Source organism: Rhodoferax ferrireducens, from assembly GCF_031458075.1.
Lineage (GTDB): Bacteria > Pseudomonadota > Gammaproteobacteria > Burkholderiales > Burkholderiaceae_C > Rhodoferax_B > Rhodoferax_B ferrireducens_A.
Genome location: NZ_JAVDXT010000001.1, coordinates 974,895 through 1,000,697, shown reverse-complemented (window position 1 = coordinate 1,000,697; position 25,803 = coordinate 974,895). Strand labels below are relative to the sequence as shown.

Below are 25,803 nucleotides of genomic sequence, written 5' to 3'. Positions count from 1 at the left end.
TCTCGCTTCGAGCCAGGAACCTTCCCCATGCTTTACCAGGCCTATCAACTCCAATCCGACTTGATGTCGCCTTTTCGCCTGATGGCCCAAAGCCTCAGCGCCAACCTGTGGTTCAAGGACACCGACCGCAGCCCGGTGCGGCGTATCGCAGCGGCCTGCGACGTGTTTTCACGCCTGCGACTCACCCATACCCGGCCCAGCTACGGCATTGCTTCGGTGAAGGTGGGGGACAAAGAGGTCGAAGTGGTCGAGGAAGCCGCCCTCAGCATGCCTTTTGGCACTCTGCTGCACTTCAAAAAGCCCGGCGTCGCCGACCAGCCGCCGGTGCTGCTGGTCGCGCCCTTGTCGGGCCACTTTGCGACCTTGCTGCGCGAAACCCTGCGCACCCTGCTGCAAGACCACGATGTCTACATCACCGACTGGCATAACGCCCGGGATGTCGCCCTGACCCACGGCGCGTTTACGCTGGACGACTACGCCGAGCACATGATCCGATTTATTGAGGAAATCGGCCCCGGCAGCCATGTCGTCGCCGTCTGCCAGCCCTGCGTGGCGGCGCTGGCGGCCACCGCCATCATGGCCGAGGACAACCACCCCAGCCAGCCGCGCAGCCTGACGCTGATGGCCGGCCCGGTCGATTGCCGCGTCAACCCCACGGCCGTCAACACCCTGGCCATCAGCAAGCCAATCGAATGGTTCGAGAAAAACCTGATCAGCCACGTGCCGCTGCCGCACAAGGGCTTTATGCGCCGGGTCTACCCGGGCTTCATCCAGCTCAGCGCCTTCCTGAGCATGAACCCCGAGCGGCACAAGCAGCAGTTCAAGGACATGTACAAATATCTGCTGGAAGGCGATATCGACCAAGCCGACAAGATCCGCAACTTCTACGACGAATACCTGGCGGTGAACGACCTGCCGGCCGAGTTCTACCTGGAAACCGTGGCCAAGGTGTTCCAGACCTACGACCTGCCGCGCGGCGTGCTCAGCTACAAGGACCGCATCGTCAAGCCCGCCGCCATCCGCCGCACCGCACTGATGACGGTAGAGGGCGAGCGCGACGACATCTGCTCGGTCGGCCAGACCATGGCCGCACAAGACCTGGCCAGCAGCGTACGGCCCAGCATGCGCACCCACCACATCCAGACTGGCGTGGGCCACTACGGCGTGTTCAGCGGCAAGAAGTGGAACCAGCAGATCTACCCGCGGGTACGCGACATGATTTACGCCAACCAAATTTGATCACCCCCAGGCTCCAGTGCTACGCACTTTCCGCCAACCCCCTTGCTGGGGGCGATGCCAGTGGCCCGGCAAAGCCGGTTCCACGGCATCTCTGAAAGGTGAATGGTCCAGTTGGATGGGGCAAGATGCGTAGTTGACATCCAAAAACAAAAAAGCCCAGCTGTACCAGCCGGGCTTTTTTTATGCGCTGATGGGAAATCAGCCTTCTTTGTCTTCATCGCCCGCGGGCCAGTCGCGGATGTAGGCCTTGAGCATCTTGTTCTCGAAGTTCTGGCTGTCCACCACGGCCTTGGCCACATCGTAGAAGCTGATCACCCCCATCAGCATCTTCTGGTTCATCACCGGCATGTAGCGGGCGTGGCGCTCCAGCATCATGCGGCGCACTTCGTCGAGCTCGGTTTCGGGGGTGCAGGTCAGGGGGTGGTCGTCCATGGCGGTACGCACCAGGGTCGAGCCCAGGGCGCCGCCATTCTTCACCACCAGCTGGATCACCTCGCGAAAGGTCAGCATGCCGACCAGATCGCCGTGGAACATCACCACCAGGGAACCTATGTCCTTCTCTGCCATCAAGGCAACCGCGCTAGAGAGAAGCTCGTCGGGATTGGCGGTATAGAGCGTGCTGCCTTTCACACGCAGGATGTCGCTAACTTTCATGGGTTTCTCCTCGTAACACGGTAGGGGATGGATGTCGTTGCAATATAGCCCACAAAAGCCTGTTCTATGGCAACAAATGCCTGCCACCGGCATTGAAACAAGCTGTTACCGCTTTGGGCACCCCATCTGGGCCATGTTGCGCTGCAATAAAATCCGCGAATGGACTATTTCATCGCCAAAGCCCCGTACTGGATCACCCGTTTTGGCGAGATGGGCATCGTGCTGCCGATTGCGACCGCCCTCTGCCTGTGGATGCTGCTGTCGGCGCGCAGGCTGCGGCCGGTGCTGGCCTGGCTGCTGCCGTTCGGCGTAGCCATCTTCATCACCTCGCTGTCCAAGATCGCCTTCATCGGCTGGGGCCTGGGGATTGCGGCGCTGGACTTCACCGGTTTCTCCGGCCACTCGATGTTTGCGGCCGGGGTCTATCCGGTGCTGGCCTATACCTTGGCCGCGCAGTGGACGCAGTCCCGCCGCACCCAGCGCCTGGTCATGCTGGGCGGCTATGCGTTTGCCGCGCTGATCGCCTGGAGCCGGATCGAGATCCAGGTGCATTCCTGGTCCGAGGTAATTGCCGGCTTCGCCCTGGGTGCGGCCGCCAGCGCCTGGGCCATCGCCCACATGGGTGCGGTGCCTGCGCGCCCGCCGCTGCTGCGCCTGCGCTGGGCCCTGCTGGGGCTGGCCGGCTGGCTGAGCGTGATGCCGCTGCAGGCCGCGCCCTCGCGCTCGCACGACATGGTGACCCGGCTGGCGCTGGAACTGGCCGACCACGAGCGCCCCTTCCGCCGCGCCGATCTGCACAGCAGCACCCTGCCCGCCTCCTAAATTTAGCCCCACCATGACCACCGCTGACCAACGCTTCCAACACGCGGCCACCGCTCTCGGCTACTCCTTCGACGGTGAAATCAAGATCGGTGGCAACTATGTGCCGCTGCTGCGCAATGGCCGCGACGTCTACATCAGCGGGCAAATCCCGCGGGTCGACAGCACCGTGGTGGTCACCGGCCGGGCCGGCGCCGATGTGGACCTGGCCCAGGCCCAGCACGCGGCAAAGGTGTGCGCGATGCGGGCCCTGGCGCTGCTGCAGCGCGCCCTGGGCAGCCTGGACCAGGTAGCGGCCGTGCTGCGCATCACCGTCTATGTGCAATGCAGCGCCGACTTCACCCAGCACAGCGAGGTGGCCGACGGCGCCTCCGAAATCCTGTACCAGGTGCTGGGCCCTAGCGGCGCCCACACCCGCACCTCGGTGGGCGTGCTGCAGCTGCCCAAGAACGCCACGGTGGAGCTGGACATGGTGGCCTGCGCACGCTGATAGCTATATTTTTCATAGCTTCTGGCGCATGTATAGATTACGCTACAGGCACTTTCTTGCAAATATCTCACCAGCAAACAGCCCCTTCCCCCATTCATTGCAGCTTCATGCGCGCACGCTAAGCTGACCGCCATGGACATTGACCCCACCGTTTACAAAACCCTGCTCGAATCCACCAAGGCCATCCCCTGGAAGATCGACTGGAAGACCCTGAAGTTCGCCTACATCGGCCCGCAGATCGAGCAGCTGCTCGGCTGGTCGCCCGAGAGCTGGGTCAGCGCCCAGGACTGGGCCGAGCGCATGCACCCCGAGGACCGGGATGAAACCTTCAACTACTGCGTCAGCCAGTCGCAGGCCGGGGTCGACCACGAGGCCGACTACCGCGCGCTGACCAAGGACGGCGGCTATGTGTGGATACGCGACGTGGTACACGTGGTGCGCAAGGACGGCGAGGTCGAGGCCCTGGTGGGCTTCATGTTCGACATCAGCGAACGCAAGAAGACCGAAGAAGAGCTGATCACCCTGCAAAAAGAGCTGGAAGAGCTGTCCTTCAAGGACGGCCTGACCGGCATTGCAAACCGGCGCCTGTTCGACTCCATCATCGACATCGAGTGGACCAACGCCCGGCGCAACCAGCAGCCGCTGTCGGTAGTCATGCTGGATATCGACTACTTCAAGCAGTACAACGACCACTACGGCCACCTGAAGGGCGACGACACCTTGAAACAGGTAGCCCAGACCCTGGCGGCCGCGGCCACCCGCGCGCGCGACTTCGTGGGCCGCTACGGCGGCGAGGAATTCATCCTGGTGCTGCCCGAAACCAATGAAGCCTCGGCCCTGAAGCTCGCCGAGCGCTGCCGCACCATGGTCAGCCAGCTGCAGATTCCGCACGCCGGCTCTCCCCAGCAGCCTATCCTGACCTGCAGCCTGGGCGTGGCCACCACCGTGCCGGCGCCGGATGCGGACATCGCGGCGTTTATCGACAGCGTCGACAAACTGCTCTACCAGGCCAAGCAGAACGGCCGGGATCGGGTGGAAAGCGCCCCGCGCAGCCCCGCCGCACCCACGCCACCCGGACCCCGGACGCGCTAGTTATTTCATAGCACATCGCACAGGTACATGCTGCGCCGGTCGTTGTTTTTCCATAAATTTTCCAGCGCCGGGGCCGGGGTCAGCAGCAGCTGTTCGACCAGGGGCAGCAGCAAGGTGCGGTCGGGGTCGACCAGCAGCAGCCAGCGCGGCTCGCGGACGGTGGCCGAGCCGTCCAGCGGTTCCAGCTCTTCCAGCCGCCCCACCCAGTCCATCGCCGCCAGCACGTTGAGCACCGGCTCCAGCTGCAGTGTGTCGACCTGCACCGCTAGCTCCAGCTGCGGCATGCTCAGGCCCTTGTCGCCCGCGGCCCGCGCCCGGTGCAGTTGCTGCAGCACCTCGATGGCCAGCAGGAACGGCCAGCCGTGGGTGGTGGCGCGCCGGGCCACGCCTTGCAGCAAGCTGGGCATGTAGGCGGCAATCACCGCTCCCAGCAGCACCACCACCCAGGCCAGGTAGATCCAGACCAGCAGAATCGGCAAGGTGGCAAACGCGCCGTAGACCATGGAATAGGTAGGCACCATCGCCAGATAGGCGGTCAGCAAGCGCTTGGCGGCTTCGATGCCCAGCGCCACAAACACACCGCCAGCCCAGGCATGCGACCATTTGACCCGGGTATTCGGCACATAGCGGTACAGCGCGGCCATGCCAGTGGCCAGCAAGGCCATCTGCAGCAGGCTGAACAGCAGGCGCACGCCACCGGGCAGGCTGTCCACCACGCCCTGCGAGCTGGACACCAGGTACGAGGTCAGTGCCAGGCTGGCGCCCAGCAGCAACGGCCCCAGGGTGATGGCAGCCCAGTAAATCAGCACCCGCTGGCCCAGCGGCCGGGCCCGGCGCACGCGCCAGATGGCGTTCAGCGTGTGGTCTATGGTCAGTATCAGCGCCAACGCGGTGAACAGCACGATGGCCAGGCCCACCGAGCCCAGCTTGCTGGCCTGGCTGGCAAACTGCGTGAGGTAGCCCTGCACCTGGCGGGCAATGCTCTCAGGGATCAGGCTTTGCACCAGCCACTTCTGCAGCACCACCTGCACCTTGGCAAACATCGGGAACGCGGTAAAGATGGCCAGCGCCACGGTAAAGAACGGCACCAGGGCCAGCGAGGTGGTGAACGTCAAGCTGCTGGCTGTCAGGCCCAGGTGGTCCTCGCGAAAGCGCTCGCGCAGCGTGTGGGCGGTGGTTTTCCAGGGGAAGCGGGACAGGTCTTTCAGGAACAGGTCGAAGCGCTGGGACAAAGCAAAAAGGGACAAAGGCATGGCCGCTATGATGCCATCGCTATGCACCCCCTTAAAAATACCGCGAACGAAAACTCTGTGTCCTGGACCCGCACCCTGGCCGTCGGCAGCCTGCTGGGTCTGATCGGCCTGAGCCTGGCCTGGGAGCTGGTGCTGGCGCCGCTGCGCCCGGGCAGCGTGATCCTGGCGCTGAAGGCGCTGCCATTGTGCATTCCCCTGGTCGGCCTGCTGAAGAACCGCATGTACACCTACCGCTGGGTCAGCCTGATGGTCTGGCTCTATTTCACCGAAGGCGTGGTCCGCGCCTACAGCGATGCCGCACCCAGCCGCTGGTACGCGCTGGCCGAGGCCCTGCTGTGCGTGGTCTTGTTCGCCGCCTGCGCGCTGCATGTGCGGCTGCGCTTCAAGCACGCCAAAGCCGCGGCAGCCGCTGCGGCGATTTAACTGGGAGACACCACCATGCAAGCCCTGCTCGACAACCTGCGCCAGCTGATCGGCGCCCAACATGTACTGACCGACGGCGACCTCAGCGCCTATGAACACGACTGGCGCAAGCGCAGCCGCGGCAAATCGCTGGCCGTGGTGCGCCCCGGCAACACCGCCGAAGTAGCGGCCGTGGTCAAGGCCTGCGCAGTCACCGGCGTCAGCATCGTGCCCCAGGGCGGCAACACCGGCCTGGTGGTCGGTAGCACGCCGGACGACTCGGGCACGCAGATCGTGCTGAGCCTGCAGCGCATGCATGCGGTGCGCGCGGTGGACGCGGCCAACCTGACCATGACGGTAGAAGCCGGCTGCATCCTGCAAAGCCTGCAGGAAACCGCGGCCAACGCCGGCTTCCTGTTCCCGCTGAGCCTGGGCGCTGAAGGCAGCTGCACCATAGGCGGCAACCTGTCCACCAATGCCGGCGGCACCCAGGTGCTGCGCTACGGCAATGCGCGCGAACTGTGTCTGGGGCTGGAGGTGGTCACCGCCCACGGCGAGATCTGGAGCGGCCTGAGCGGCCTGCGCAAGGACAACACCGGCTACGACCTGCGCAACCTGTTCGTCGGCAGCGAAGGCACGCTGGGCATCATCACCGCCGCCACCATGAAGCTGTACCCCCAGCCCGCCGCCCAGCTCACCGCCTGGGCCGCCGTACCCAGCCTGGAAGACGCGGTTACCCTGCTGGGCCTGGCGCACCAGCACCTGGGCGCGGGCCTGACCGGCTTCGAGGTGATGGGCCAGTTCGCCCTGAGCCTGGTGGCCAAGCACTACCCGCAGCAACGCGTGCCGCTGTACCAAGACACGCCCTGGTGCGTGCTGCTGGAGAACTCGGACAACGAATCCGAAACCCATGCGCGCACCCAGTTCGAGAGCCTGCTGGAACTGGCGCTGGAGCAAGGCTGCGTGACCGATGCCGTGGTGGCCGAAAACCTGGCCCAGGCCCATGCGCTATGGCATGTGCGCGAAAGCATCTCCCTGGCCCAGGCCGAGGAAGGGCTGAACATCAAGCACGACATCTCCATCCCGGTGTCCCGCATCCCCGAGTTCGTGCGCAGCACCGATGCGCTGCTGCAAGCCAACATCCCCGGCGTGCGCCTGGTCAATTTCGGCCACCTGGGCGACGGCAATCTGCACTACAACGTGCAGGCCCCGGCCGAGGGTGACCCAGCCCAGTTCCTGCGTGCGCAGGAGGAGCGCGTCAATACCCTGGTGTTCGATGCGGTGATAGCGCATGGCGGTTCGATCTCGGCCGAGCACGGCGTAGGCAGCCTGAAGGTCGGCCACCTCGAACACTACAAATCCCCGGTGGCGCTGGAGATGATGCGCGGCATCAAGCAGGCGCTGGACCCGCAAAACCTGATGAATCCGGGCCGAGTCGTGCAGGTGGGGAACGCGGGGTTCTAAAATCGCGGGGCTGCGACTGCAGCTCTTTTTTTGATCTGACCCCGACATGACCCGCCCCATCCGCTCCCAGTACGAAGATTTCATGCGCCTGGTGCACACCACCGGCACCGCCAAGACCGACCGCACCGGCACCGGCACGCGCAGCGTGTTCGGCCACCAGATGCGCTTTGACCTGAACGAAGGCTTTCCGCTGGTCACCACCAAGAAGGTGCACCTGCGCTCCATCATCCAGGAACTGCTGTGGTTTCTGCAGGGCAGCAGCGACAACAACTGGCTGAAGGAACGCGGCGTCAGCATCTGGGACGAATGGGCGCGGCCCGACGGCAGCCTGGGCCCGGTGTACGGCGTGCAATGGCGCAGCTGGCCGACGCCCGATGGCGGCCACATCGACCAGATCGCCCAGGTGATACAGACCCTGAAGACCAACCCCGACAGCCGGCGCATCATCGTCAGCGCCTGGAACGTGGCCGAGCTGGACCAGATGGCACTGATGCCCTGCCATGCGTTCTTCCAGTTCTATGTAGCCGACGGCAAGCTCAGCTGCCAGCTGTACCAGCGCAGCGCCGATATCTTTTTGGGTGTGCCCTTCAACATCGCCAGCTATGCGCTGCTCACACACATGGTGGCGCAGCAGTGCGACCTGGCGGTGGGCGACTTCATCTGGACCGGTGGCGACTGCCACATCTACAGCAACCATGTGGACCAGGTGAACGAGCAACTCAGCCGCGCGCCCTACCCCTACCCGACCCTGCACATCAAGCGCAAGCCGGCCGACATCTTCAGCTACGAGTTTGAGGATTTTGAGGTGCTCGATTACCAATGCCACCCGGCCATCAAGGCACCGGTGGCGGTATGAAGCTGAACCTGATTTTTGCGCGTGCCGCCAATGGCGTGATCGGCGTGAACGGCGCCCTGCCCTGGCATCTGCCGGAGGACATGGCGCACTTCAAGCGCACCACGCTCGGCTGCCCGGTGATCATGGGCCGCAAGACCTGGGATTCGCTGCCGGCGCGCTTTCGGCCGCTGCCGGGACGCGTGAACATCGTGGTGACGCGGCAAGCCGATTGGCAGGCCGAGGGCGCGTTGCGGGCCGGCTCGATTGCGGAAGCTGCAGCACTGTGTCCGGCCGATACCGATGCCTGGGTGATAGGCGGCGCTGAGATCTATGCGCAGGCCTTGCCGTTGGCGCAATCCGCGGTGGTCACCGAGATCGGCCAGGCGTTTGATGGCGATGCGTTCGCGCCGAACTTCGGCCCTGAATGGGCCGAGACGGACCGCGAGGCGCACACCAGCAGCACGGGCTTGCCGTTCAGCTTTGTGCGCCTGCAGCGCGCCGCCTGAATACTAGGCTTTTGATAGCACCTCCCGCTTATTCCATAAGCGCCAGAGGCCTGTTTCATCTAAAGATCAGCGTGCAATAGTCTTGCCGCTGTCGTCCGACAGCACGATCTCCACGCGCCGATTCAGCTGGCGGTTGGCGGCCGTATCGTTGGCGGCCACCGGGTGGGCTTCGCCGTAGCCGCGGATGGCCACACGCTCGCTGCCAATGCCCATGCCCGCCAAAGCAGTGCGCACGGCGCCGGCGCGGCGGTCCGACAGTTCCTGGTTGTAGCCGGAGGCGCCGGTGCTGTCAGTAAAGCCTTCGACCAGCACCTTGCGCTGCGGGTTCTGCTGCAACACATCGGCCAGCTTTTGCGCGGTGCGCATGCCGTCCGGGGTCAGACGCGCCTGGTCGGTGCCGAACAGCACGTCGCCCAGGGTAATGACCATGCCGCGCTCGGTCTTCTTGGCGGCCAGGTCGGCGAGCTGGGCTTCGAGCTGGGCGTTGCGGGTCTGGGCTTCGGCGGCGATACGGCGGGCTTCTTCGGTCTTGCGCTGGGCATCGGCGGCATCGCCTTGGGCGACCAGGGCATTTTGCTGGGCGGCAATCGCATTGGCCTTGGCCTGGTCGGCTTCGTTCGAGCGTTGCTGCAGGCGCAGTGCATCGCTTTCCTTGCCGGCCTTCACGACCTCGGTTTCGGCCGCCTTCTGGACCGCGGCTTCACGTGCCAGCGCGATCTTCTGCTTGGCCAGGTAGGCCAGCTGGTCGACCTTTTCCGGCTTGTCCTTGTGGTCGGCAGAGGCATTGGCCTGGGCCAGCGCGTCACCGGCCTGCTTGAGTTCCAGCGGGGCGTAGCGGTTCACATCGGGATTGGCCTGGGCCATCCGGTAGTCGCTGCGGGTTTGCTCCAGCAGGCTGGTGCTGGTGGGCATGGAGCTGCAGGCGCCGAGCAATACAGCAAGGGCCAGGGCGATGGGGGTGGCGTAGAGTTTTTTCATGGTGTTCTTTCTTGGGATTTACTTGCTGGCGCGGTCGAGTTCTTCGCGCAGAACGCGCACGCTGTCTTGCAGCGCATCGGCTGCGGCCTGGGACTTGGCCGAGTTGGCCTTGCCCTGGGCCAGCTTGGCGTCGGCCTGGGCCTGGTTTGCCAGCACGGCCGCCAGCTTGTAGTCCTTGCTGGCCATGGCTTTCTGGGCGGCGGCCATCTTCTCGCGGGCCGAAGCCATTTCCAGCGGCGCAAATTCGGCCCCGCCGGCACCGGCCGCGCTGTCCACCGCGGCTTTGGATACCGCGACATCCGCGGTGGCCGGGGTTTTCATGCTGCTGCAGCCGACCAGCAATGCCAGGGCGGCAGCGGTCACGGCCAGGGGCCAGGTGTTTTTTGTCATAAAGATCTCCAGTGGAAAAAGGAATTCAGAAAGCCTGCGCCTGGCCGTCGGTGGACAGGCCATGCGGTACGTGCTGCGGCAAGACCAGCTTGCCGAGCGCATTGGGTATTGCCTCGATATGCACCACGGGCGCGCTGCTGGTCACGCCGCCAAACATGGTGGCAAAGGCCGAGTCGGCGGCGTCGCGGCCTATGCCCAGGCGCACAAAGCCCATGGGAATGGCCACGCCGGAGGCGTCAAAGATGTACCAGCGGTCGCCCAGGAAGACCTCCACATAGGCGTGGAAGTCGGTCGGGCCCAGCGCCGGGTCGGCGCCGTAGTCGATGCCGGTGGTGAAACGGGCCGGGATGTTGACGGCGCGGCACAGCGCGATCATCAGATGCGCAAAGTCGCGGCACACGCCGACCCGGTCCACCAGGGTGTCGATGGCGGTGGTGTTGCCATCGGACGAATTGGACTGGAAGTTGACCCGGCTCGTCACCCAGTCGTGGATGGCCTGCACCCGGCTGTAGCCCGGGGGCAGTTCGCCAAATTCATTGAGGGCCAGGCGGTGCAGGCGGTCCGACGGACAGTAGCGGCTGGGGTAGAGGTACTGCAGCACCTCGCCCGGCAGATCGGCCACACCGACCTCGGGGATGTTCTCGGGCAGCGCGGTGAAATGGCTGAGGTCCACCGTCGCTTCGTAGTGCACGCTCAAAGCGCCAGTGGCCGCGGTCAGCCGCAGATAGCGGGTCTGCGTCACCGGGTCGGTGTACAGAACATGGGGCACGGGCTGGCTGATCTTCAGAGCCTCGGATACCACGGTCTGGTGGGCAGTTTTGGCGGCGTGGATATTGAACACAAAATCGCAGGCAGGTGCTGTGATGTGGTAGTCCAGGTCGATCGAAAATTGGAGCCGCAGCGTAGGCGGCTTGGTAGAGGTTGGGGTGTTTTTCATAGCGAGGCGGTGGTGTAGGGCCAGTCTAGGTACCTGCCCCTCACCCGGTAAGCGGACAGCAACGCGGCCCGCGGTAGGACAAGCACAGCCACCGACCATGGCCATGCGCCTACAGGGTTTACATCCGATGGCCCAAAGTAGCTGCGCTCTAATTTCTATAGCTGCTCGCGCTTATAAAATCTGCGCTAGCGGCACGAAACGCATAAAAAAGCCACCCGAGGAAAAAACCAGGGGTGGCGGATGGGACAGAAACGCCAGAGGCTATTTCTTGATGGTCATTTCGTTGCTGACGCTGTGCACGTCTTCCGTGGCGCGGGCGACCTGCACTGCGCGGTCGATCTGCGCCTGGTTGTCGACAAAGCCGCTCAGCTGGACTTCTCCCTTGCGTGTCACCACGCCGATGTCCAGGCTTTTGATGCTGGCATCGGCCAGCAGCGCGGCCTTGACGCGGCCGGTCACAATGCCGTCGTCGACCTTGTTGCCGACGGTGGTATCGGCCACCTTCAGGCTGAGCTTGTTGTCCACGCTTTTCACGCCCGACACGCCTTGGACGATGGACGTGGCGCGATCGATCTGCGCCTGGCTTTCTACAAAGCCGCTGAGCTGCACTTCGCCCTTGCGGGTTTCAACCTTGAAGTCCAGGCTCTTCACATCGGGGTCGGCCAGCAGTGCAGACTTGACGCTGGCGGTGACGACCGTGTCGTCGATCTCGGTGCCGACGGTGGTGCCTGGGGCCGCAGCGCCGGTGGCATCCACCTGCTTGCTGCAGCCCACAACGGACAGGGCCAGCACGGCGGCGAAAATGATTCCCACTGAGCGGGATTCAAAATAGTTTGTCATAAATACTTCCTCCTTACCAACATGCGCACGGGGGTAAGCCCCCGGCGCTGACTGCTTGTTTCTTGCTTACTTCTTCTTGACGACTTCGTTACCGATCACGCCGCCGACAGCGGCACCGGCCGCTGTACCCAGCACACCGCCGCCGGCGGCTGCACCGGCAACGCCGCCAATCGCGGCACCGGTGGCGATACCCTTTTCTTGCCGGGTCATGCCGGCGCAACCGCTCAGAATGACCAGGGCAGCCGCTGCCAAAGCGCTAGCTGCATAGTGACGTGTGGTTTTCATAATGCTTCCTTGTGTTGGCTTTTCAAAAGGATCAAAAAGCTCAAGACTTACCGAACTTGACCTTGGCTGCGCTCACGCAGCTGGTCTTGGCATCGCCGGCCAGGGTGTCGCACTTCTGTACGGCCACCTTGTAGTCGGCATCGCGCTTTTCGTCGGCGTTTTCGGTTTTGGCTTCGCCAATTTGCTTGGCGGTGCGGGCATCGGCCAGGGCCTTGACCTCGACGGCCTTGGCTTCCTTCACGCAGACGGACTTGTCGTTGCCAGCCTTGTCATCGCACTTTTCCTTGGCAATCGCATAGTTGGCTTCGGCCTTGGCTTCCAGTGCCTTGGTGTGGTCGGCTGGCTTGCCGGAATGGGCGGCTTTCAGCTCGGCCGTGGCGATCTTTTCCTTGCCCTTGGCTTCTTCCATGCACACGTCCTTGGCGTTGTCGGCCAGCGATGCACAAGCCGCCTTGTCGGTCTTGTAGTCCGCGCTGATACGGGTCTTGCCCACCTGGTATTCGTCCTTGGACATGGTGGCGGCCTGGGACACCGAGGCCAACATCATTGCAGCGACGAGGGCAGAAGTTTTGAGATTGAAAAACATGTTCATGGAAATCCTTTTTTCGGTAAATGGGATAGTTGCAGTGTGCGTGGCCATGCCCGCAGCGCACAGCAGACAGTGCCGCCAATTGCCGTAGTAGATGTCCTACGCGATCCGCTCGGCGCCCTGCATGGCCCAGAAACAGCAACGGCCCCGAAGGGCCGTCTGAAGCTGCGCAGGCAGGCTTATGCGCGGGGTTCGCCGCGGCGGTTCACGGTGACCGTGCGTCCGGGTGGCGTGGTCATCTGGATGCGGTGCTCCTGGCCGCGGAAGTTGTAGGTCACGTCCCAGTACTCAGGGCGGGTCGACGCCGGCTCGGTGGCACAGCGTTGCACGTCCTGGGTGGTGGGCTGGCCGTTGCGGCCTACATTGGCACCCACGGCCGCGCCGGCAACAGCACCGCCGGCGGTGGCGATGTCCTGACCGCGCCCACCACCAACCTGGTGGCCCAACACGCCACCCAGCAGGGCGCCGACCACGGCACCGCCGATGTTGGCATTGCCGCGGCTTTGCACTTCTTCCTTCTCCATCCAGCAGCGCTGTTGGGGCGTACCCAACACAGCGCGTACCGAGGTCACATCGGCTTCGAACAGGCGCTCGTTGTTGCGCCGGCGGTTGTCGTAGACCGGCATGGGCGGCGGCGCATAGCGGTTGTCGTCCACCCGGGCATTGCGGTCTACCGTGCGCACTGACGACACGCGGTCGTTCAAGCCCATGGCACTCAATGAAGGGTAGCGCCCGGCACGCAAGACCACGCAGCGGCCGCGGAACTGCGAGTCTTCACAGACCTCCTGGCGTTCGCCAAACACAATGACCGATGAAGCACGGTCGTTGAATCCCGCACGGTCGAAGTTGCGGACCTCGTTCTGGGTTGTGAAGGACCGGCCTTCAAAATTTTCGTTCTCGTAAAAAGTGACCTGGGCGGCTACCTGGGCCGCGACCGCCATGGCACTGATGGCAAGTGTGGTTTTAAGTATATTTTTCATGCGTGTCTCCTGTGGAGTAGCGGAGCCCGCCAAGACGGCGAGCCCCTAAGGCAGCCACAGTGTGCGGCGGGGGTTTGGCCGGCACCAGCAGACGGCACCGCGGGCTACGGTAGTTGCTGTCCTACACGCAGCGCCCTGTAGGACAAATCTGACAACCGACCGCGCCTATGCCCGATGGATTTGTGCCCGCTTTCAATGCACACTGGTGTCCAATCTAGTGTTTAACACCTTACGTAGCGTGCATTGTTTGCACACAATACACGTTACCAACACAGGGCGGGGCCGCTGGCTCTGGACTCTCAGGAATTAGTGCCGCGCTCATGCCCCAGCTTAAAACCTATATCGTTGAAGACAGCCCGGTGATCCGAGAAAGCCTGATCGCTACGCTGGAAGAGCTCGTGCCGGTTGCGGTCATCGGCACCGCCGAAGATGAACTCAGCGCCGTACAGTGGCTGACCCGTCCCAGCAACCATGTCGATCTGGTGATCGTCGATATTTTCTTGAAAGCCGGCTCCGGCCTGGGCGTGCTGCGTGCAGCACATGGACTGCTGCCACCGCGCAAGCTGGTGGTGCTGAGCAATTACGCCACCAAGGATATGCGGCGCAAATGCCTGGACCTGGGAGCCGACCGGGTGTTTGACAAATCCAACGAGATTGACGCACTGATCGACTACTGCGGCGAGTTGGCCAACGGCCACTCGGGCAACACCGCTTCCGGTGCGCTGGCCTGAGCGCGGGGCCGTGCGGCCTACTGGATCAGGCCGTTTTTCAACGCGTAATAGGTCAGGTCGCTGTTCGACTCCAGCTGCATCTTTTCCATCACCCGGGTGCGGTAAGTGCTGACGGTCTTGACGCTGAGCGACATGCTCACCGCCATATGGCCTATGGTTTCGCCCTTGGCCAGCCGCAAGAAGACCTGCAGCTCACGTTCAGACAGCTGTTCATGAGGGGGTTTCTCGCCCCCGCCGCCCAGGCCATCGGCCAGCCGCTCGGCCATGCCGGGCGTGATGTACTTGCGCCCCCGGCAGACCGTGCGGATGGCCTTGACGATGTCCTCGGGATCGCAGTCCTTGTTCAAGTAGCCGCTCGCGCCCTGGCGCAGCAAGGTGGTGGCGTAATGCTCTTCGGCAAAGCCGCTGAGGATCAGCACCGGCAGATCGGGCGCACGGGCCTTGATGGCCACCAGTGCGTCCACACCGCTGTGGTCGGGCATGGAGATATCCATGATCATCACGTCAATTTCGCCTTTGCGGACAATGTCCAGCGCTTCGCGACCGTTGGTGGCTTCAGCCACCACCGCGAAGTCGATCTGGTCGGCAAAAAACTGGCGCAATCCAGCGCGGACCATGGCGTGGTCGTCAACAATAGCAATTCGGATCATGGTATTTGGCGGAACATTCTGCAGCATGTTCCCACACTTTCGGTTGAAGGCTGAAGATGAACTTTATCAACGTTGTCAAACGCAACCGTATCGTATTCGTACTGGCATGTACTGCGGCACTCTCGATTGTGCTGATCAGTGAGGGGTCGTACCTCCAGTCGGTCGCGATACTCGACAAATTGGGCAGCGTGGGAGAGGCCCGCACCACGATACAAAGCCTCACAAAAAATATTCTGGACGCCGAAACCGGCCAGCGCGGCTACCTGGTCACCAATCGCAAGGAATACCGTGAACCTTACGACACCGCGCTGCAAAAAATCGGCGAGTCACTGCAGTTTCTGGACGTCTACTACCGGGGCCAGCGCCTGCCCAACGATGTGCTGGGGAAGCTGCACAGCGTGACGGACACCCGCTTGTCCGAACTGGCCCTGACCATCAAGATGCACGACGAAGGCAAGGACGATGCGGTCAAGGACATCGTCATGTCCGATATCGGCAAGGAGCAGATGGACACCATCCGCAAGCTCACCGAAGAACTGCTCGAATACGAGACCCAGAACGTGACCAAAGGCCGCAGCGAAATCTACGGCATGCTGATGTTCAACCGCGGTGGGGTCGCTGCACTCACGGCCCTCAGCCTGCTGGCCTTGTTCATGTACTTCCGCCAGATCTTTTTGTTCCGGGAGCAGCAGCTAGAAATACAGCGCATGGTGCAGGTCGAACGCGACCGGCTGGAGGTGGAAGTGGTCCAACGCACGGCCCAACTCACCGAACTCACCCACCATCTGCAGACCGCCCGCGAGGACGAACGCCACCGCCTGGCGCGCAATCTGCACGACGATCTGGGTGCGCTGCTGACCTCGGCCAAGCTCGATGCGGCCCGCATCCGATCGCGGCTGGGCGGCACGGCGCCGGAAGCCCTGGAGTTGCTGACGCACTTGGTGGGCACCCTCAACTCCGGCATCGCACTCGGACGGCGCATCATCGAAGACCTGCGCCCCTCTGCGCTGAGCAACCTGGGCCTGGTCTCCACCCTGGAAATTCTGGCGCGCGAGTTCGCCGACCAATCCACCGTGCAAGTACATTGCTCGCTGGAACCGGTCGAACTGAAAACCACCGCCGAACTGATGGTCTACCGTCTGGTGCAAGAGGCCATTACCAATATCACCAAATACGCCAAGGCCCAGAATGTCTGGGTCACACTGGGCACGCGCGATGGCCAGGTGGAGGTGTCGGTGCGCGACGACGGTGTGGGCTTTGACACCAGCACCAAGCCGCAATCGGCGTACGGGCTGGTGGGCATGCGCTTTCGGGTCGAAGCCGAAGGCGGGGTGCTGACCATAGTGTCTGGCCCCGGTCGCGGCACCTTGATCCAGGCCCGGCTGCCGATTTCCGTGGCCACCCCCCCGGCCGCAGAAGCCAGCGCCTGAAATCCACCCGGCCGCGCCATGCGGCCGGTCTGTCGGCGCAGTCCTACGCCGGCTGGGGCCCTCTCCCGACAAGGCTACGGCAAAGCTGCCTATCGCCACGCCGTGCGCCAGAGCAGACACTGGGTCCATCGCAACCAAAGGCTTGCGAGCCCCAGAAACCAAGGATGGCATTCCATCCGCCAAGCAAGGAAACACCATGTTGCACTACGCCGTCGTCTTCTTCGTCATCGCTCTGATCGCCGCACTGTTCGGCTTCACCGGTATTGCTGCCAGCGCAGTGGGCATTGCCAAGATCCTGTTCATTGTGTTCGCCGTTCTGGCTGTCGCCAGCTTTCTGTTCGGCCTCATCAAGAAAAGCTAGGCCAGCCTGCTGGCCCCACCGATCCCAACCACTATCAAAGGAATACCCATGTTTGACAACCAACTTGAACAACCAACCAACAAGCTTGCCGACCAGGCCGCCGCATCTGCCGACAGCGTGATCAAATCCACCCAACGTGTGGCCAATGACACGCTGGACCACCTGGCCAACACCGTGCACGGCCTGCGCGCCCAGGCTGCGCCATTGCTGAACCGCGCCAGCGAACAAGCCAGTGCACTGCTGCAGCAAAGCAAGGAGGCAGTGCAGGACAGTTCGGCGAAGGTCAAGGCCCAGGCGCAACGCGCATCCGACTCGACCCTGAACTACATCAAGGACGAACCCGTCAAGGCCGTACTGATTGCCGCCGTGATTGGCGCCGGTCTGGCTGCCCTGGTGCACCTTGCAGGCCGTTCGCGTGATGACATCTAAAGCCCTGGCGTAGCCGCAGATCGCGCGCCATGGTGCCTCCCCTGCTTCGCCTGATAGCGACCCAGCCGCAGCTGCTACTGAACCACGCCGAGGCCTATGCCGAGCTGCTGTCCGAGGAGCTCGGCCAGGCGACCGGGCGCTGGAAACAGCGCACAGTATTGTTCAGCGTAGCCCTGGTTTGCATCGCCATCTCGGCAATGCTCGCAGGGGTGGCTCTCATGCTATGGGCCACCACGCCCATAGCGGATATCCATTCCCTGTGGGCTTTGCTGCTGGCGCCCATGCTGCCACTGGCGATCGCTGTGTGTTGCCTGATCGCCGCCCGCAGCTCTGCCAACACCAGCAGCTTTGGCAATGTGCGGCAGCAAATCAAGAACGATATGGCGATGTTGCGCGAGGTAGGCACGCCATGAGTACCCCGTCTACCGCATTCCTGGCACTGCCCACATCTTCAGCCGTTGAACGCCTGGATGTGTCGCGTGCCTTGCTGCGCCAAGCCCTCCTCAAAGGGACGTACACACCGCCCCCCGGAACAAGGGTGGATGCAGCCAGCCCCCCATCTGCTTGGCTGGACAGTCTGCGCTCCATTCCTTTGGCCAATGTGTTGATCGAGGCGATTGGCAGCTGGTGGACCCAGCATCCTCTGCGCATCGCCTGCATTCTTGCCGCCGACACCACCAAAGCCATCGTGCAGCCCATGGCCCGGCGCAACCCGCTGGGTCTGGCATTGGGTGCTGTGCTGGTGGGCGGCCTGCTGGTCTGGGGCCGACCATGGCGCTGGATACTGAAACCCGCACTGTTTGCCGGCCTGAGCACGCAACTGCTCTCCAAAGGCATCGCCCATCTGCCCCTGCAGTCCTGGATGACCACGCTGGTGACGGCGTTGCAAGCGCGCAAGCCAGAACCTGCGCCGCCGCCAACGGAAACGCGGGCCAACCGCCCTCCAATCCGCTAGTTTGCCCGCGTGGCTTGCCTGCACCATCAGGCCTTGCTACGGCCCAACACCCGCTTGCCGGCGGTGGCGGCTGCAGCACTCAGCAAGCTGCCCCACAGAATATCCAGCAGCGACAAGCCTACGGGCCAGTCGCGCAAGGTCGCGAGGTTGGACAAGTCGTAGGTGGCATAGGCCACGCACCCAAAAAATGCAGCCGCCAGCGCCGTACTGTGCCAGCCGGGCTGGGCCGCACGGGGCGCCACCGCAAACACCAGCAAACCTGCGGCATACACCAGGTAGAACGCCACAGCCGCCACAAAATTGGGCTGGGCGGCCATCAAATGTCCTATGCCTTGCTGGTACAGCGGCATGGCAAGCAGGCCCAACCACAGCCCGTCCAATACCAACAACACCACGATGGTGGCCAGGTAGGCCGCAAGGTACTTCTTCAATGCGGGCATCGCAGCGGCTACAGCCAGTACTCCCAGGCCCTTGAAAAAATCTCCTTCAGCCGCTGGTCGATTGGGCGGCGCAGCCACTGCTCCAGCGTCACCTCGTCGGAGGCCTCCAGATCTTTGGCGAACATGGCCTGCACCTGGCTGCCAAACTCGGCACCCAGCACCACCGCATTCAGCTCCTGGTTGTGCAAGAAGCTGCGCCAGTCCAGATTGGTCGAACCCACGGTCGCCCATACGCCATCGATCAGCGCTGTCTTGGAATGCAGGATCACACCGCGCCGCTGGTAGATCTTGATGCCCGCGCGCAGCAGCCGCTCGTAGTAGCCGCGCCCCGCATGGAACACCAGCCAGGAATCGGTCTGGCTTGGCAGTATCAGGCGTACATCCACACCACGCCGGGCCGCTGCCTCCAGCGCCTCCAGCAACTGCGGATCGGGGGCAAAGTAGGCATTGGTCAGGCTCACGCTTGTTTCGGCACTGCCAATCGCCGACAGCAGCGTGGCGTAGATATGGCTGAAGGGTTCACCGGGCGCGCTGCCAATCGCCCGCACCACCTGGTTGCCGGCGCGGGTGGGCGTTGGGAAGTAGTTTTTGGCGGCCAGCGGCGGGCCTTTCTGCTGTTCCCAGGTCGCGATGAACAGCTTCTGGAACTCGGCCACCACCGGGCCTGTCAGCTGCAGATCGGTATCGCGCCAGGCCAGGCGGTTTTCATCGGGTGGCTGGACGCTGCGTCTGCGCGAGCCCCCCGAGTACACGCTGCTGATATTGATGCCGCCCAGGAACGCGGTGCGGCCGTCGACCACCAGCAGCTTGCGGTGGTCGCGCTGGTTCAATTCCCAGGTGGTGCGCGCCAGCAAAGGATTCACCGGGTTGAACTCCAGCACCTGGATGCCGCTGTCTACCAGCCGCTGGAAGAAAGCCGCCGGCGTACCCAGCGTGCCCACACTGTCGCGTATCAGGTTGACCTGCACACCTTGCTGCTGCTTGGCGATCAGCACCTGGGCAAAGCGCTGGCCTACCTCATCGTCCTCCAGGATGTAGGTTTCCAGGTTGATGTGGTCTTGCGCGGCCTCGATGGCGGCAAACATGGCGCGGTAGGTGGCCGGGCCGTCCTGCAGCAGTACCACCGCATTACCTGCCGTCAACGGGCTGCCGACAATCGCTTCTTCCAGCGCCAGGTGGCGGTCGAAGATATTGGTTTCGGTGCCACGGCTGCGCAGACCGTCCAGAATGGCCTTGCTGCGCGCCGCCGACAGCGGTCCATGCGTGCCCTCCAGCTGGGGCGGTGGACCGCGCCGTTGCGCCAGGTCGGGGGTGATCCGCGGCAGGCTACTACAGCCCGCCAGACATACAAGGCCCAGGGCCAGGGCATAGCGCACACATTGGTTCAGCATGCGCATAGGCTACTGCCTCAAGGTGCAGAAGTCACGCGCCAAACCACATTTCCGACATCATCGGCCACCAACAGCGCACCGCGGGTGTCCAGCGCCACTCCCACCGGCCGGCCGGACGCATGGCCCTCGGCGGTCAAGAATCCGGTCAGCACGTCCACCGGCGGACCTACCGGTTGGCCGGCCTTGAAGGGCACAAAAATCACCTTGTAGCCACTGTGCGGTCGGCGGTTCCAAGAACCGTGCTGGCCGATGAACATGCCCACCGCAAACTCTGCCGGCAACGAGGTACCCACGGAGGACGCCAAACCGAGCGAGGCAGTATGCGGCCCCAGCGCATAGTCCGGCACCAAGGCCTTGGCCACCAGTGCAGGCTGGGGTGGCTGCACCCGCACATCGACGTGCTGGCCATAGTAGCTGTAGGGCCAACCGTAGAAGCCGCCGTCGCGCACCGAGGTCAGGTAGTCGGGCACCAGGTCGCTGCCGATCTCGTCGCGTTCGTTCACCACCGTCCACAACGCGCCTCCCTCGGGCGCCCAGGCCAGCCCGACCGGGTTGCGCAAGCCAGATGCAAAGACCCGGTGCGCACCCGACTGCGTATCCACCTGCCAGATCGCGGCCCTCTCGGCCTCGGCCTGCATGCCACGCTCGGCCACATTGCTGTTCGAGCCTACGCCCACATACAGCTGCTTGCCGTCCGGGCTGGCCAGCAGACTCTTGGTCCAATGGTGGTTGATCGGCCCGCCGGGCAACTCCACCAGGCGGCTGGCAGATGCCGTGATGCGGGTCTGGCCGGTGACGTATGGAAAGCGCAGCACGCCATCGGTATTCGCCACGAACAGGCTGTCGCCCACCAAGGCCATGCCAAACGGTGAATTCAGCCCGTCCAGCAGCACCGAACGCATGTCGGCCACGCCATCGCCGTTGGTGTCGCGTAGCAAGGTGATGCGGTTGGCGCTGGGCGTAGCCGCACCCGCTCGACCCATCACCCATCGCATGACCCAGCCCTTGATGCCCTTGCCATCGTCCGGCTTGGGCGGTGCATTAGTTTCGGCCACCAGCACATCGCCGTTGGGCAGTACATACAGCCAGCGCGGATGGTCCAGGCCGCTGGCAAATGCGTTCACCTGGGTACCGGCCGCAGCAATGGGCTTCGTCCCATCAGGCCAGGGCTTTGCGGGTGCAATGTTGACGGTGGGGATCAGGGTGGGATTGGGCGCAGGCAGGCTGGGCTGCGGCCCCGTGCCGGCCGAAACCGGCAGCTTCGCGACTTCGCCGCAGCCGCCCAGCAGCAAGGCCGCGGCGCTTGCGAGCAGCGCGATCCCACCGGCCCCATGCATGGCTATATCCGACCCATCAACAGCAGCACCACGATGATGACCAGCACCAGGCCGATACCGCCGGTAGGGCCATAGCCCCAGCTGCTGCTGTGCGGCCAGGTCGGCAACACACCGATCAGCATCAACACCAAAACAATCAGCAAAATAGTTCCTATACCCATGGCGTACTCCTAGTAGTTATAAAAATCGGCGCCTATCGCCCTGCATGCAATTTAGACGCCGGCCCGGCATCCATCGGTGCGATACCGCACATAGGCTTGGAACAGGTCTTTTAGGCCATATCGGTGCGGGTTTGCGCCAAAGCGGTCCGCGCGTCAAACAGCTCCAGCGCCAGGCGCTGCTGCGCGCTCCAGGCCTGGTTGTGTGTGGCGCGCAGTTGCTCCAAGGCTTGCAGGCAGTCGAGCACACAGGCGTCCAAGGCTTCGCCCCGTCCCGGCCGTAGTGGCGCAGATGCCACGGCACTACGCAGCCGGTCGGTCACGGCGCCAAACAGCAGGTCCCAGTCTTCCATGGCGACCACGGGCACGGGCAGGGACTGCTGCTTGCGCACCATCGGCGTAACGCGGGCCGTGTCTTCCTTGCCAGGGGGGCGGAACACCTGCGCATGGCCGGCCTGTGCCGGTGGACGCAGCCTTGCCGGCGATGGCGTGTAAAAACGGTATACCTTGGGCGCCATGGGGTTCGGGCCATGGGCCACAGGGAGGCATGTCGGCGCAGATCGGGGCATGTCAACAGTCTCGCTAAAAAGAAGGCGAAAACAGCCCATGCCCAGAGCTGCCAAGCGATAAGATCCCAGGCAGCTGCAACAGGCAGGGCATACGCCTGCAATGTACGAGTGCCCTGCCCCTGCAGTTGTGTCAAAAGACACAAGCGTCAAGCCACTAGAACCACGAGAAAGGCCAGCCATGACCGAAGTTCGCTGCAGCGCCTGCCCGCTGCGGCCACTGCCCTTGTTCCTGCGCAACGATGACGATGAAGTGGCCATCGTGCAGTCCCTGAAGCGGCGTGAAATGCAGATGGGCCCCGGCGAAACCCTGATCCACGAAGGGCAGACCAATGCCCCGCTGTACACGCTGCGCGAAGGCTGGGCCTTCCGCTACAAGACCTTGAGCGACGGCCGCAGGCAGATCCTCACCTTTCTGCTGGCCGGCGACTTCATCGGCGTGCAGCAGAAAATGGGCGACGCCGCGGCCCACGGCGTGATGACCCTGACCGATAGCCTGTTCTGCGTATTCCAGCGCGACTCCCTGTGGGAGCTGCACCGCCAGTCACCCGCCATGGGGTTCAACATCACCTGGCTGACCGCGCACGAGGAATCGCTGGTGGACGACACCCTGCTGTCGGTAGGCCGGCGCAGCGCCGAGGAGCGCATCGCCACGCTGCTGATACTGCTGTTCAAGCGGGCCGCTGCGCTGCAAGACGACGGGGGGGCGGCCGGCGTACCGTTTCCACTGACCCAGCAGCACATTGCCGACGGCCTGGGCCTGTCGCTGGTGCACACCAACAAAACCCTGCGCAAGCTGGAGCGGCGGGGCTTGCACCACATCGAAGACGGCCGGCTCTGGCTGCGCGACGTGAAGGCGTTGGTCCGCCTGGCCGACCTGTACGGCGACGGCCGGCCGCCGCAGCGCCCGCTGGTCTAGCGGCTTATTTTTTGACAGCCGGGGGCCGGGCGGCCGCCACCGCTGCCACGCGCTGTTTCAGGCCCCGGCAGCCGACTGCATCGCGCTCGGCTTCCTTGTTGTCGCCTACGTCGATGAATGGGATCAGCGCCGCAAACGGATTGACCAGGCCCAGCAAGACCGCAGCGGCAACCTTGGCGCCCAGCGGGCCTTTCTCCAGCGAGGTTTGTGGATCGCTGAAGCTGCCACGCACCCGCAAAGGGGTGCGCAAGGTCAGGGGGCTGAAGTCCTTGGGCACCACCACCGCCCGCAGATCCATCTCCTCGGTTGCCAGCGACAACGAACCATCGATCCAGACCGCCGAGTCCACGGTATCCACCACCATCGCCCGCGGCCGGAACACGCCGCCATCCACCGCCAGATCGGCCACCGCGCACTGCACCGGCAAGGCATCGTCGCCCTTGATCAGCATGCCCAGGCTCTCGGCCAGATCGATGCCGGCCAGCTCCACGCCCAGGTGCGATACCGCGCCGTCGCGCAGCTCGGTGCGGAACTGCCCTTTCAGGCTGGCCAGAATTTCAGCGGTCGAACGGCCCTGCCCTGTCAATACTGCGCGACCTTGCAGCTTGCCCGCCACATACGGCGGCAAGCCCTTGGCCCGGGTCTGCTGCAGCCATTGCTCCAGCCGCACGCCGTCCCAGCGCAGATCGGCACTCCACAAGGCGGTGGCCGCCCGGCCGTCCAGCGTCAGGTCGCCGCGCAGCTGCCCCTGGGCGGTGCGCGCCACCAGGTCGCGCAAGGTGAGCACGCCGCCCACCAGTTGCAGGTGCAGACTCAGCGGCTTCAAAGGCTGTAACAGCTTGGTGTTGAGATCGACTTCGCCGATGTCGATCAGCACATTCGCATCCATCGCCCGCATGGCCGGCAGATCGAATGGCCGGTCGGGCAAGACCTTGCCCTTGCCACGGGCCTTGACTTGCAGCGGTTCGGCCGTGTCGGCCGTGGCCGCAGGCGTGGTACCGACCACCGGCCCCAGGTCGGCCAGCAGCAAGCGGCTGCCGCCCAGCCGGCCCGACAGCAGCGGCGTGCTGCGCCCCGCATCATAGGTAAAAGCCCCCTTCAAACGGCTTGCACCGACGGTGGCATCGTCCACCACCACCTGCCAGTTGCTACCCTGCTTGACGAGGCTGCCCTCGCTGCGGAAAGCCGGCGTGGTGGGCAAGGTCACGCCCACCGGGTCGCCCACAGCGGCCAGCGACGGGCCTTTGATGCTGAAGCGACCGGCAAAGGTATCGGGCTTCAGCACATCCTTGGCGCTGCCCTTGAAGGTCAGCTGCGCGCGGCCCACGGTGGCGTCGAGCGCCAGCGCCACCGGCAAGGCCTGGATATCGTCGGTCTCGGTCGACGGCAGGACTGCCGTGGTCGCCAGCATGATCTTCAGCGGCTGGTTGCGGTAACGGCCATCGGCCTGCACCTTGAGCACGCTGGTGGGTTCCTGCGTCTGCGGCCCCACCGCATCACCCGGGGCCAGCTGCGCCAGCGATATGCTGGCCTGCAGGTCGGCACCCAGCGGCACGTCCTTGTAGCGCACCACCCCATCGTTCACCAACAACTGGCCAAACAGCGGCAAGCGGGTGCGTTCAGTGGGCGTATCGGAGGGTGGCTTGGAGCCAAACTGCCATGAGGCGCGGCCATCGGCCTGGCGCTCCAGGTTGCCATCCAGGGTACGGGCCTGCAAGCTCTCTATGCGCACCGGCTGGCCACGGTAGGCGCGCCACAGGTCCACATAGCGCAGCTTCAGCGCCACGCCCTGGGCGACCAGCATATGGGGCGTGGTGCTCCAGGCGGGTGCGGCAATTTCCAGCCGTGGCGTGGTCAGCCGCAGTCCACCCAGAAAGCGCACCTGAAAGCCGCTCGCATCCGGCGTTTCCGGGCTGGCGGCGGAATCAATGGTGATGCGGCGGTCCAGCGCGCTGGACAAAGCGTTCTGCAGCGGCGCCGCCAGAAACGGCCAACCCAGCCACTCGCCGACCCCGCCGGCCACCAGCACGCCCAGCAATACGGCGCCAGCGGTGCGCCAGCGGCGGCGGCGGGTGGTGGGCATGGCCAAGGGCTTCATACGGGCTGCGGGTAGCGGGCCGGCTCGGACAAATCGGTCAGCACCGCATGCTCACCCAGGGCCAGGGGCTTGCCCGCCACCGCCGAGGCGGCCATGGCAAACATGCGCACCATGCGGCTGTGCGGCGCATCCCAGTACTCGGCCTCGTGCGGCACGACCTTCAGCAGGCCCAGGTGGGTGGACTCCACGCCATCGGGAAACCAGGGCCGGGCCATGGGCGTCCACAGGCGCTCGATGCGAGCGGCATCGGTATGGATCTCGCCATGGCCAGAAATCGACACATAGGTGCTGTGCGGCACATCACCAAACGCCAGGTTCAGCACCTGCAGATGCTCGACCTTCTCCGAACGCAGGTCGGTGAAGAACCACAGCGCACCGGTCTCGTCCATCTCCAACGGCACCATGGGCTGGCTCACCAGGGCGCCATGGGTGTCAAACGTGGTCAGCATGGCGATCGTCATCGGTTCCAGCAACTGGCATAGCTGCGCCAACTCGGCAGTGGGTTGGGTTTCGGTTTTCATCGGTAGCTCCAGAGCGGGTAAGCGGCCATCATGGAGTTAAAGCAGGATACGCGCCATCGGTGGC

General features: G+C 64.0%; 32 protein-coding genes. 15 read left to right on the top strand and 17 right to left on the bottom strand.

Annotation, left to right across the window (positions count from 1 at the left end):
* Window positions 1-27: 27 nt before the first annotated feature.
* Window positions 28-1,239 carry a polyhydroxyalkanoate depolymerase gene (locus J2X19_RS04715; RefSeq protein WP_310371100.1) on the top strand — a complete coding sequence of 404 codons (1,212 nt, stop codon included), beginning with the start codon at window positions 28-30 and terminating at the stop codon, window positions 1,237-1,239.
* Window positions 1,240-1,437: 198 nt separating this feature from the next.
* Here J2X19_RS04715 and J2X19_RS04710 read toward each other — a convergent pair whose 3' ends face one another.
* On the bottom strand, window positions 1,438-1,893 hold the full coding sequence (locus tag J2X19_RS04710) for a CBS domain-containing protein (protein ID WP_116604539.1): 456 nt from the start codon (window positions 1,891-1,893) through the stop codon (window positions 1,438-1,440).
* Window positions 1,894-2,052: 159 nt separating this feature from the next.
* On the opposite strand from J2X19_RS04710, the gene J2X19_RS04705 reads away from it, so the two are divergent.
* The 3 genes from J2X19_RS04705 to J2X19_RS04695 all read left to right on the top strand — a co-directional run bounded on the left by J2X19_RS04705 (window position 2,053) and on the right by J2X19_RS04695 (window position 4,294).
* Window positions 2,053-2,715: a phosphatase PAP2 family protein gene (locus J2X19_RS04705; RefSeq protein ID WP_310371097.1), complete on the top strand. Its 663-nt coding sequence runs from the start codon at window positions 2,053-2,055 to the stop codon at window positions 2,713-2,715.
* A 13-nt stretch (window positions 2,716-2,728) separates the two neighbouring features.
* Window positions 2,729-3,202 (top strand): RidA family protein, encoded by a 474-nt coding sequence (locus tag J2X19_RS04700; protein WP_310371095.1) that lies wholly within the window; start codon window positions 2,729-2,731, stop codon window positions 3,200-3,202.
* Between the two features lie 132 nt (window positions 3,203-3,334).
* Window positions 3,335-4,294: a sensor domain-containing diguanylate cyclase gene (locus J2X19_RS04695; RefSeq protein ID WP_310371093.1), complete on the top strand. Its 960-nt coding sequence runs from the start codon at window positions 3,335-3,337 to the stop codon at window positions 4,292-4,294.
* 5 nt (window positions 4,295-4,299) lie between these two features.
* Here J2X19_RS04695 and J2X19_RS04690 read toward each other — a convergent pair whose 3' ends face one another.
* Window positions 4,300-5,547 carry a YihY family inner membrane protein gene (locus J2X19_RS04690; protein ID WP_310371091.1) on the bottom strand — a complete coding sequence of 416 codons (1,248 nt, stop codon included), beginning with the start codon at window positions 5,545-5,547 and terminating at the stop codon, window positions 4,300-4,302.
* 21 nt (window positions 5,548-5,568) lie between these two features.
* Between J2X19_RS04690 and J2X19_RS04685 the strand changes: the two genes are divergently transcribed.
* The 4 genes from J2X19_RS04685 to J2X19_RS04670 are packed head-to-tail and all read left to right on the top strand — an operon-like array spanning window position 5,569 to window position 8,754.
* Window positions 5,569-5,970 carry a DUF2069 domain-containing protein gene (locus J2X19_RS04685; RefSeq protein WP_310371090.1) on the top strand — a complete coding sequence of 134 codons (402 nt, stop codon included), beginning with the start codon at window positions 5,569-5,571 and terminating at the stop codon, window positions 5,968-5,970.
* 15 nt (window positions 5,971-5,985) lie between these two features.
* A complete protein-coding gene (locus tag J2X19_RS04680; RefSeq protein ID WP_310371088.1) occupies window positions 5,986-7,413 on the top strand; it encodes an FAD-binding oxidoreductase in 1,428 nt (475 codons plus the stop codon).
* A gap of 46 nt (window positions 7,414-7,459) precedes the next feature.
* Window positions 7,460-8,269 (top strand): thymidylate synthase, encoded by an 810-nt coding sequence (locus tag J2X19_RS04675; RefSeq protein ID WP_092758953.1) that lies wholly within the window; start codon window positions 7,460-7,462, stop codon window positions 8,267-8,269.
* Window positions 8,266-8,754 carry a dihydrofolate reductase gene (locus J2X19_RS04670; protein WP_310371085.1) on the top strand — a complete coding sequence of 163 codons (489 nt, stop codon included), beginning with the start codon at window positions 8,266-8,268 and terminating at the stop codon, window positions 8,752-8,754. Before J2X19_RS04675 ends, J2X19_RS04670 begins: the two co-directional genes overlap by 4 nt.
* A 66-nt stretch (window positions 8,755-8,820) precedes the next feature.
* Here J2X19_RS04670 and J2X19_RS04665 read toward each other — a convergent pair whose 3' ends face one another.
* From J2X19_RS04665 to J2X19_RS04635, 7 genes are all read right to left on the bottom strand, one after another.
* The gene (locus J2X19_RS04665) at window positions 8,821-9,732 is read right to left on the bottom strand and encodes an OmpA family protein (protein WP_310371083.1); all 912 of its coding nucleotides are present in this window, start codon (window positions 9,730-9,732) and stop codon (window positions 8,821-8,823) included.
* Between the two features lie 18 nt (window positions 9,733-9,750).
* Window positions 9,751-10,122 carry a DUF4398 domain-containing protein gene (locus J2X19_RS04660; protein WP_310371080.1) on the bottom strand — a complete coding sequence of 124 codons (372 nt, stop codon included), beginning with the start codon at window positions 10,120-10,122 and terminating at the stop codon, window positions 9,751-9,753.
* Between the two features lie 25 nt (window positions 10,123-10,147).
* Window positions 10,148-11,059, bottom strand: a complete 912-nt coding sequence (locus tag J2X19_RS04655; RefSeq protein ID WP_116604550.1) for a transglutaminase-like domain-containing protein — start codon at window positions 11,057-11,059, stop codon at window positions 10,148-10,150.
* 261 nt (window positions 11,060-11,320) lie between these two features.
* Window positions 11,321-11,899 carry a BON domain-containing protein gene (locus tag J2X19_RS04650; RefSeq protein WP_310371078.1) on the bottom strand — a complete coding sequence of 193 codons (579 nt, stop codon included), beginning with the start codon at window positions 11,897-11,899 and terminating at the stop codon, window positions 11,321-11,323.
* 66 nt (window positions 11,900-11,965) lie between these two features.
* Window positions 11,966-12,184, bottom strand: coding sequence for an osmotically-inducible lipoprotein B (locus J2X19_RS04645; protein ID WP_116604552.1), 219 nt, complete (start codon window positions 12,182-12,184; stop codon window positions 11,966-11,968).
* A gap of 40 nt (window positions 12,185-12,224) precedes the next feature.
* Window positions 12,225-12,776 carry a hypothetical protein gene (locus J2X19_RS04640; protein ID WP_116604553.1) on the bottom strand — a complete coding sequence of 184 codons (552 nt, stop codon included), beginning with the start codon at window positions 12,774-12,776 and terminating at the stop codon, window positions 12,225-12,227.
* Between the two features lie 176 nt (window positions 12,777-12,952).
* Window positions 12,953-13,753, bottom strand: coding sequence for a beta/gamma crystallin-related protein (locus J2X19_RS04635; RefSeq protein WP_116604554.1), 801 nt, complete (start codon window positions 13,751-13,753; stop codon window positions 12,953-12,955).
* A 320-nt stretch (window positions 13,754-14,073) separates the two neighbouring features.
* Here J2X19_RS04635 and J2X19_RS04630 point away from each other — a divergent pair, with 320 nt between their 5' ends.
* A complete protein-coding gene (locus tag J2X19_RS04630; RefSeq protein ID WP_116604555.1) occupies window positions 14,074-14,484 on the top strand; it encodes a response regulator transcription factor in 411 nt (136 codons plus the stop codon).
* 17 nt (window positions 14,485-14,501) lie between these two features.
* Here the strand turns inward: J2X19_RS04630 and J2X19_RS04625 are convergent, their stop codons facing one another.
* Entirely contained in the window at window positions 14,502-15,134 is a 633-nt protein-coding gene (locus J2X19_RS04625) for a response regulator (protein WP_092759190.1), read from the bottom strand.
* 56 nt (window positions 15,135-15,190) lie between these two features.
* Between J2X19_RS04625 and J2X19_RS04620 the strand changes: the two genes are divergently transcribed.
* The 5 genes from J2X19_RS04620 (at window position 15,191) to J2X19_RS04600 (ending at window position 18,309) form a co-directional block, all read left to right on the top strand.
* A complete protein-coding gene (locus J2X19_RS04620) occupies window positions 15,191-16,564 on the top strand; it encodes a CHASE3 domain-containing protein (RefSeq protein ID WP_310371066.1) in 1,374 nt (457 codons plus the stop codon).
* Between the two features lie 196 nt (window positions 16,565-16,760).
* The gene (locus J2X19_RS04615) at window positions 16,761-16,925 is read left to right on the top strand and encodes a DUF1328 domain-containing protein (protein ID WP_092758995.1); all 165 of its coding nucleotides are present in this window, start codon (window positions 16,761-16,763) and stop codon (window positions 16,923-16,925) included.
* 48 nt (window positions 16,926-16,973) lie between these two features.
* Window positions 16,974-17,354 carry a hypothetical protein gene (locus J2X19_RS04610; RefSeq protein ID WP_116604557.1) on the top strand — a complete coding sequence of 127 codons (381 nt, stop codon included), beginning with the start codon at window positions 16,974-16,976 and terminating at the stop codon, window positions 17,352-17,354.
* Between the two features lie 29 nt (window positions 17,355-17,383).
* Entirely contained in the window at window positions 17,384-17,767 is a 384-nt protein-coding gene (locus tag J2X19_RS04605; RefSeq protein ID WP_310371063.1) for a phage holin family protein, read from the top strand.
* A complete protein-coding gene (locus J2X19_RS04600) occupies window positions 17,764-18,309 on the top strand; it encodes a hypothetical protein (RefSeq protein WP_310371061.1) in 546 nt (181 codons plus the stop codon). The genes J2X19_RS04605 and J2X19_RS04600 overlap by 4 nt, the downstream gene beginning before the upstream one ends.
* A 26-nt stretch (window positions 18,310-18,335) precedes the next feature.
* On the opposite strand, the gene J2X19_RS04595 is transcribed toward J2X19_RS04600, so the two are convergent.
* From J2X19_RS04595 to J2X19_RS04575, 5 genes are all read right to left on the bottom strand, one after another.
* Window positions 18,336-18,749 (bottom strand): DUF2177 family protein, encoded by a 414-nt coding sequence (locus J2X19_RS04595; RefSeq protein ID WP_310371059.1) that lies wholly within the window; start codon window positions 18,747-18,749, stop codon window positions 18,336-18,338.
* Between the two features lie 8 nt (window positions 18,750-18,757).
* A complete protein-coding gene (gene cls / locus J2X19_RS04590; RefSeq protein WP_310371057.1) occupies window positions 18,758-20,146 on the bottom strand; it encodes a cardiolipin synthase in 1,389 nt (462 codons plus the stop codon).
* An 11-nt stretch (window positions 20,147-20,157) separates the two neighbouring features.
* Entirely contained in the window at window positions 20,158-21,477 is a 1,320-nt protein-coding gene (locus J2X19_RS04585) for a PQQ-dependent sugar dehydrogenase (RefSeq protein WP_310371055.1), read from the bottom strand.
* A 2-nt stretch (window positions 21,478-21,479) separates the two neighbouring features.
* Window positions 21,480-21,638 (bottom strand): DUF3309 family protein, encoded by a 159-nt coding sequence (locus tag J2X19_RS04580; RefSeq protein ID WP_092759009.1) that lies wholly within the window; start codon window positions 21,636-21,638, stop codon window positions 21,480-21,482.
* 110 nt (window positions 21,639-21,748) lie between these two features.
* Window positions 21,749-22,153: a hypothetical protein gene (locus J2X19_RS04575; protein ID WP_310371051.1), complete on the bottom strand. Its 405-nt coding sequence runs from the start codon at window positions 22,151-22,153 to the stop codon at window positions 21,749-21,751.
* Between the two features lie 229 nt (window positions 22,154-22,382).
* On the opposite strand from J2X19_RS04575, the gene J2X19_RS04570 reads away from it, so the two are divergent.
* Entirely contained in the window at window positions 22,383-23,120 is a 738-nt protein-coding gene (locus J2X19_RS04570; RefSeq protein WP_310371049.1) for a Crp/Fnr family transcriptional regulator, read from the top strand.
* Between the two features lie 4 nt (window positions 23,121-23,124).
* Here the strand turns inward: J2X19_RS04570 and J2X19_RS04565 are convergent, their stop codons facing one another.
* The gene (locus tag J2X19_RS04565; RefSeq protein ID WP_310371048.1) at window positions 23,125-25,203 is read right to left on the bottom strand and encodes an AsmA family protein; all 2,079 of its coding nucleotides are present in this window, start codon (window positions 25,201-25,203) and stop codon (window positions 23,125-23,127) included.
* 11 nt (window positions 25,204-25,214) lie between these two features.
* Entirely contained in the window at window positions 25,215-25,739 is a 525-nt protein-coding gene (locus tag J2X19_RS04560; protein WP_310371047.1) for a pyridoxamine 5'-phosphate oxidase family protein, read from the bottom strand.
* Window positions 25,740-25,803 lie beyond the last annotated feature (64 nt).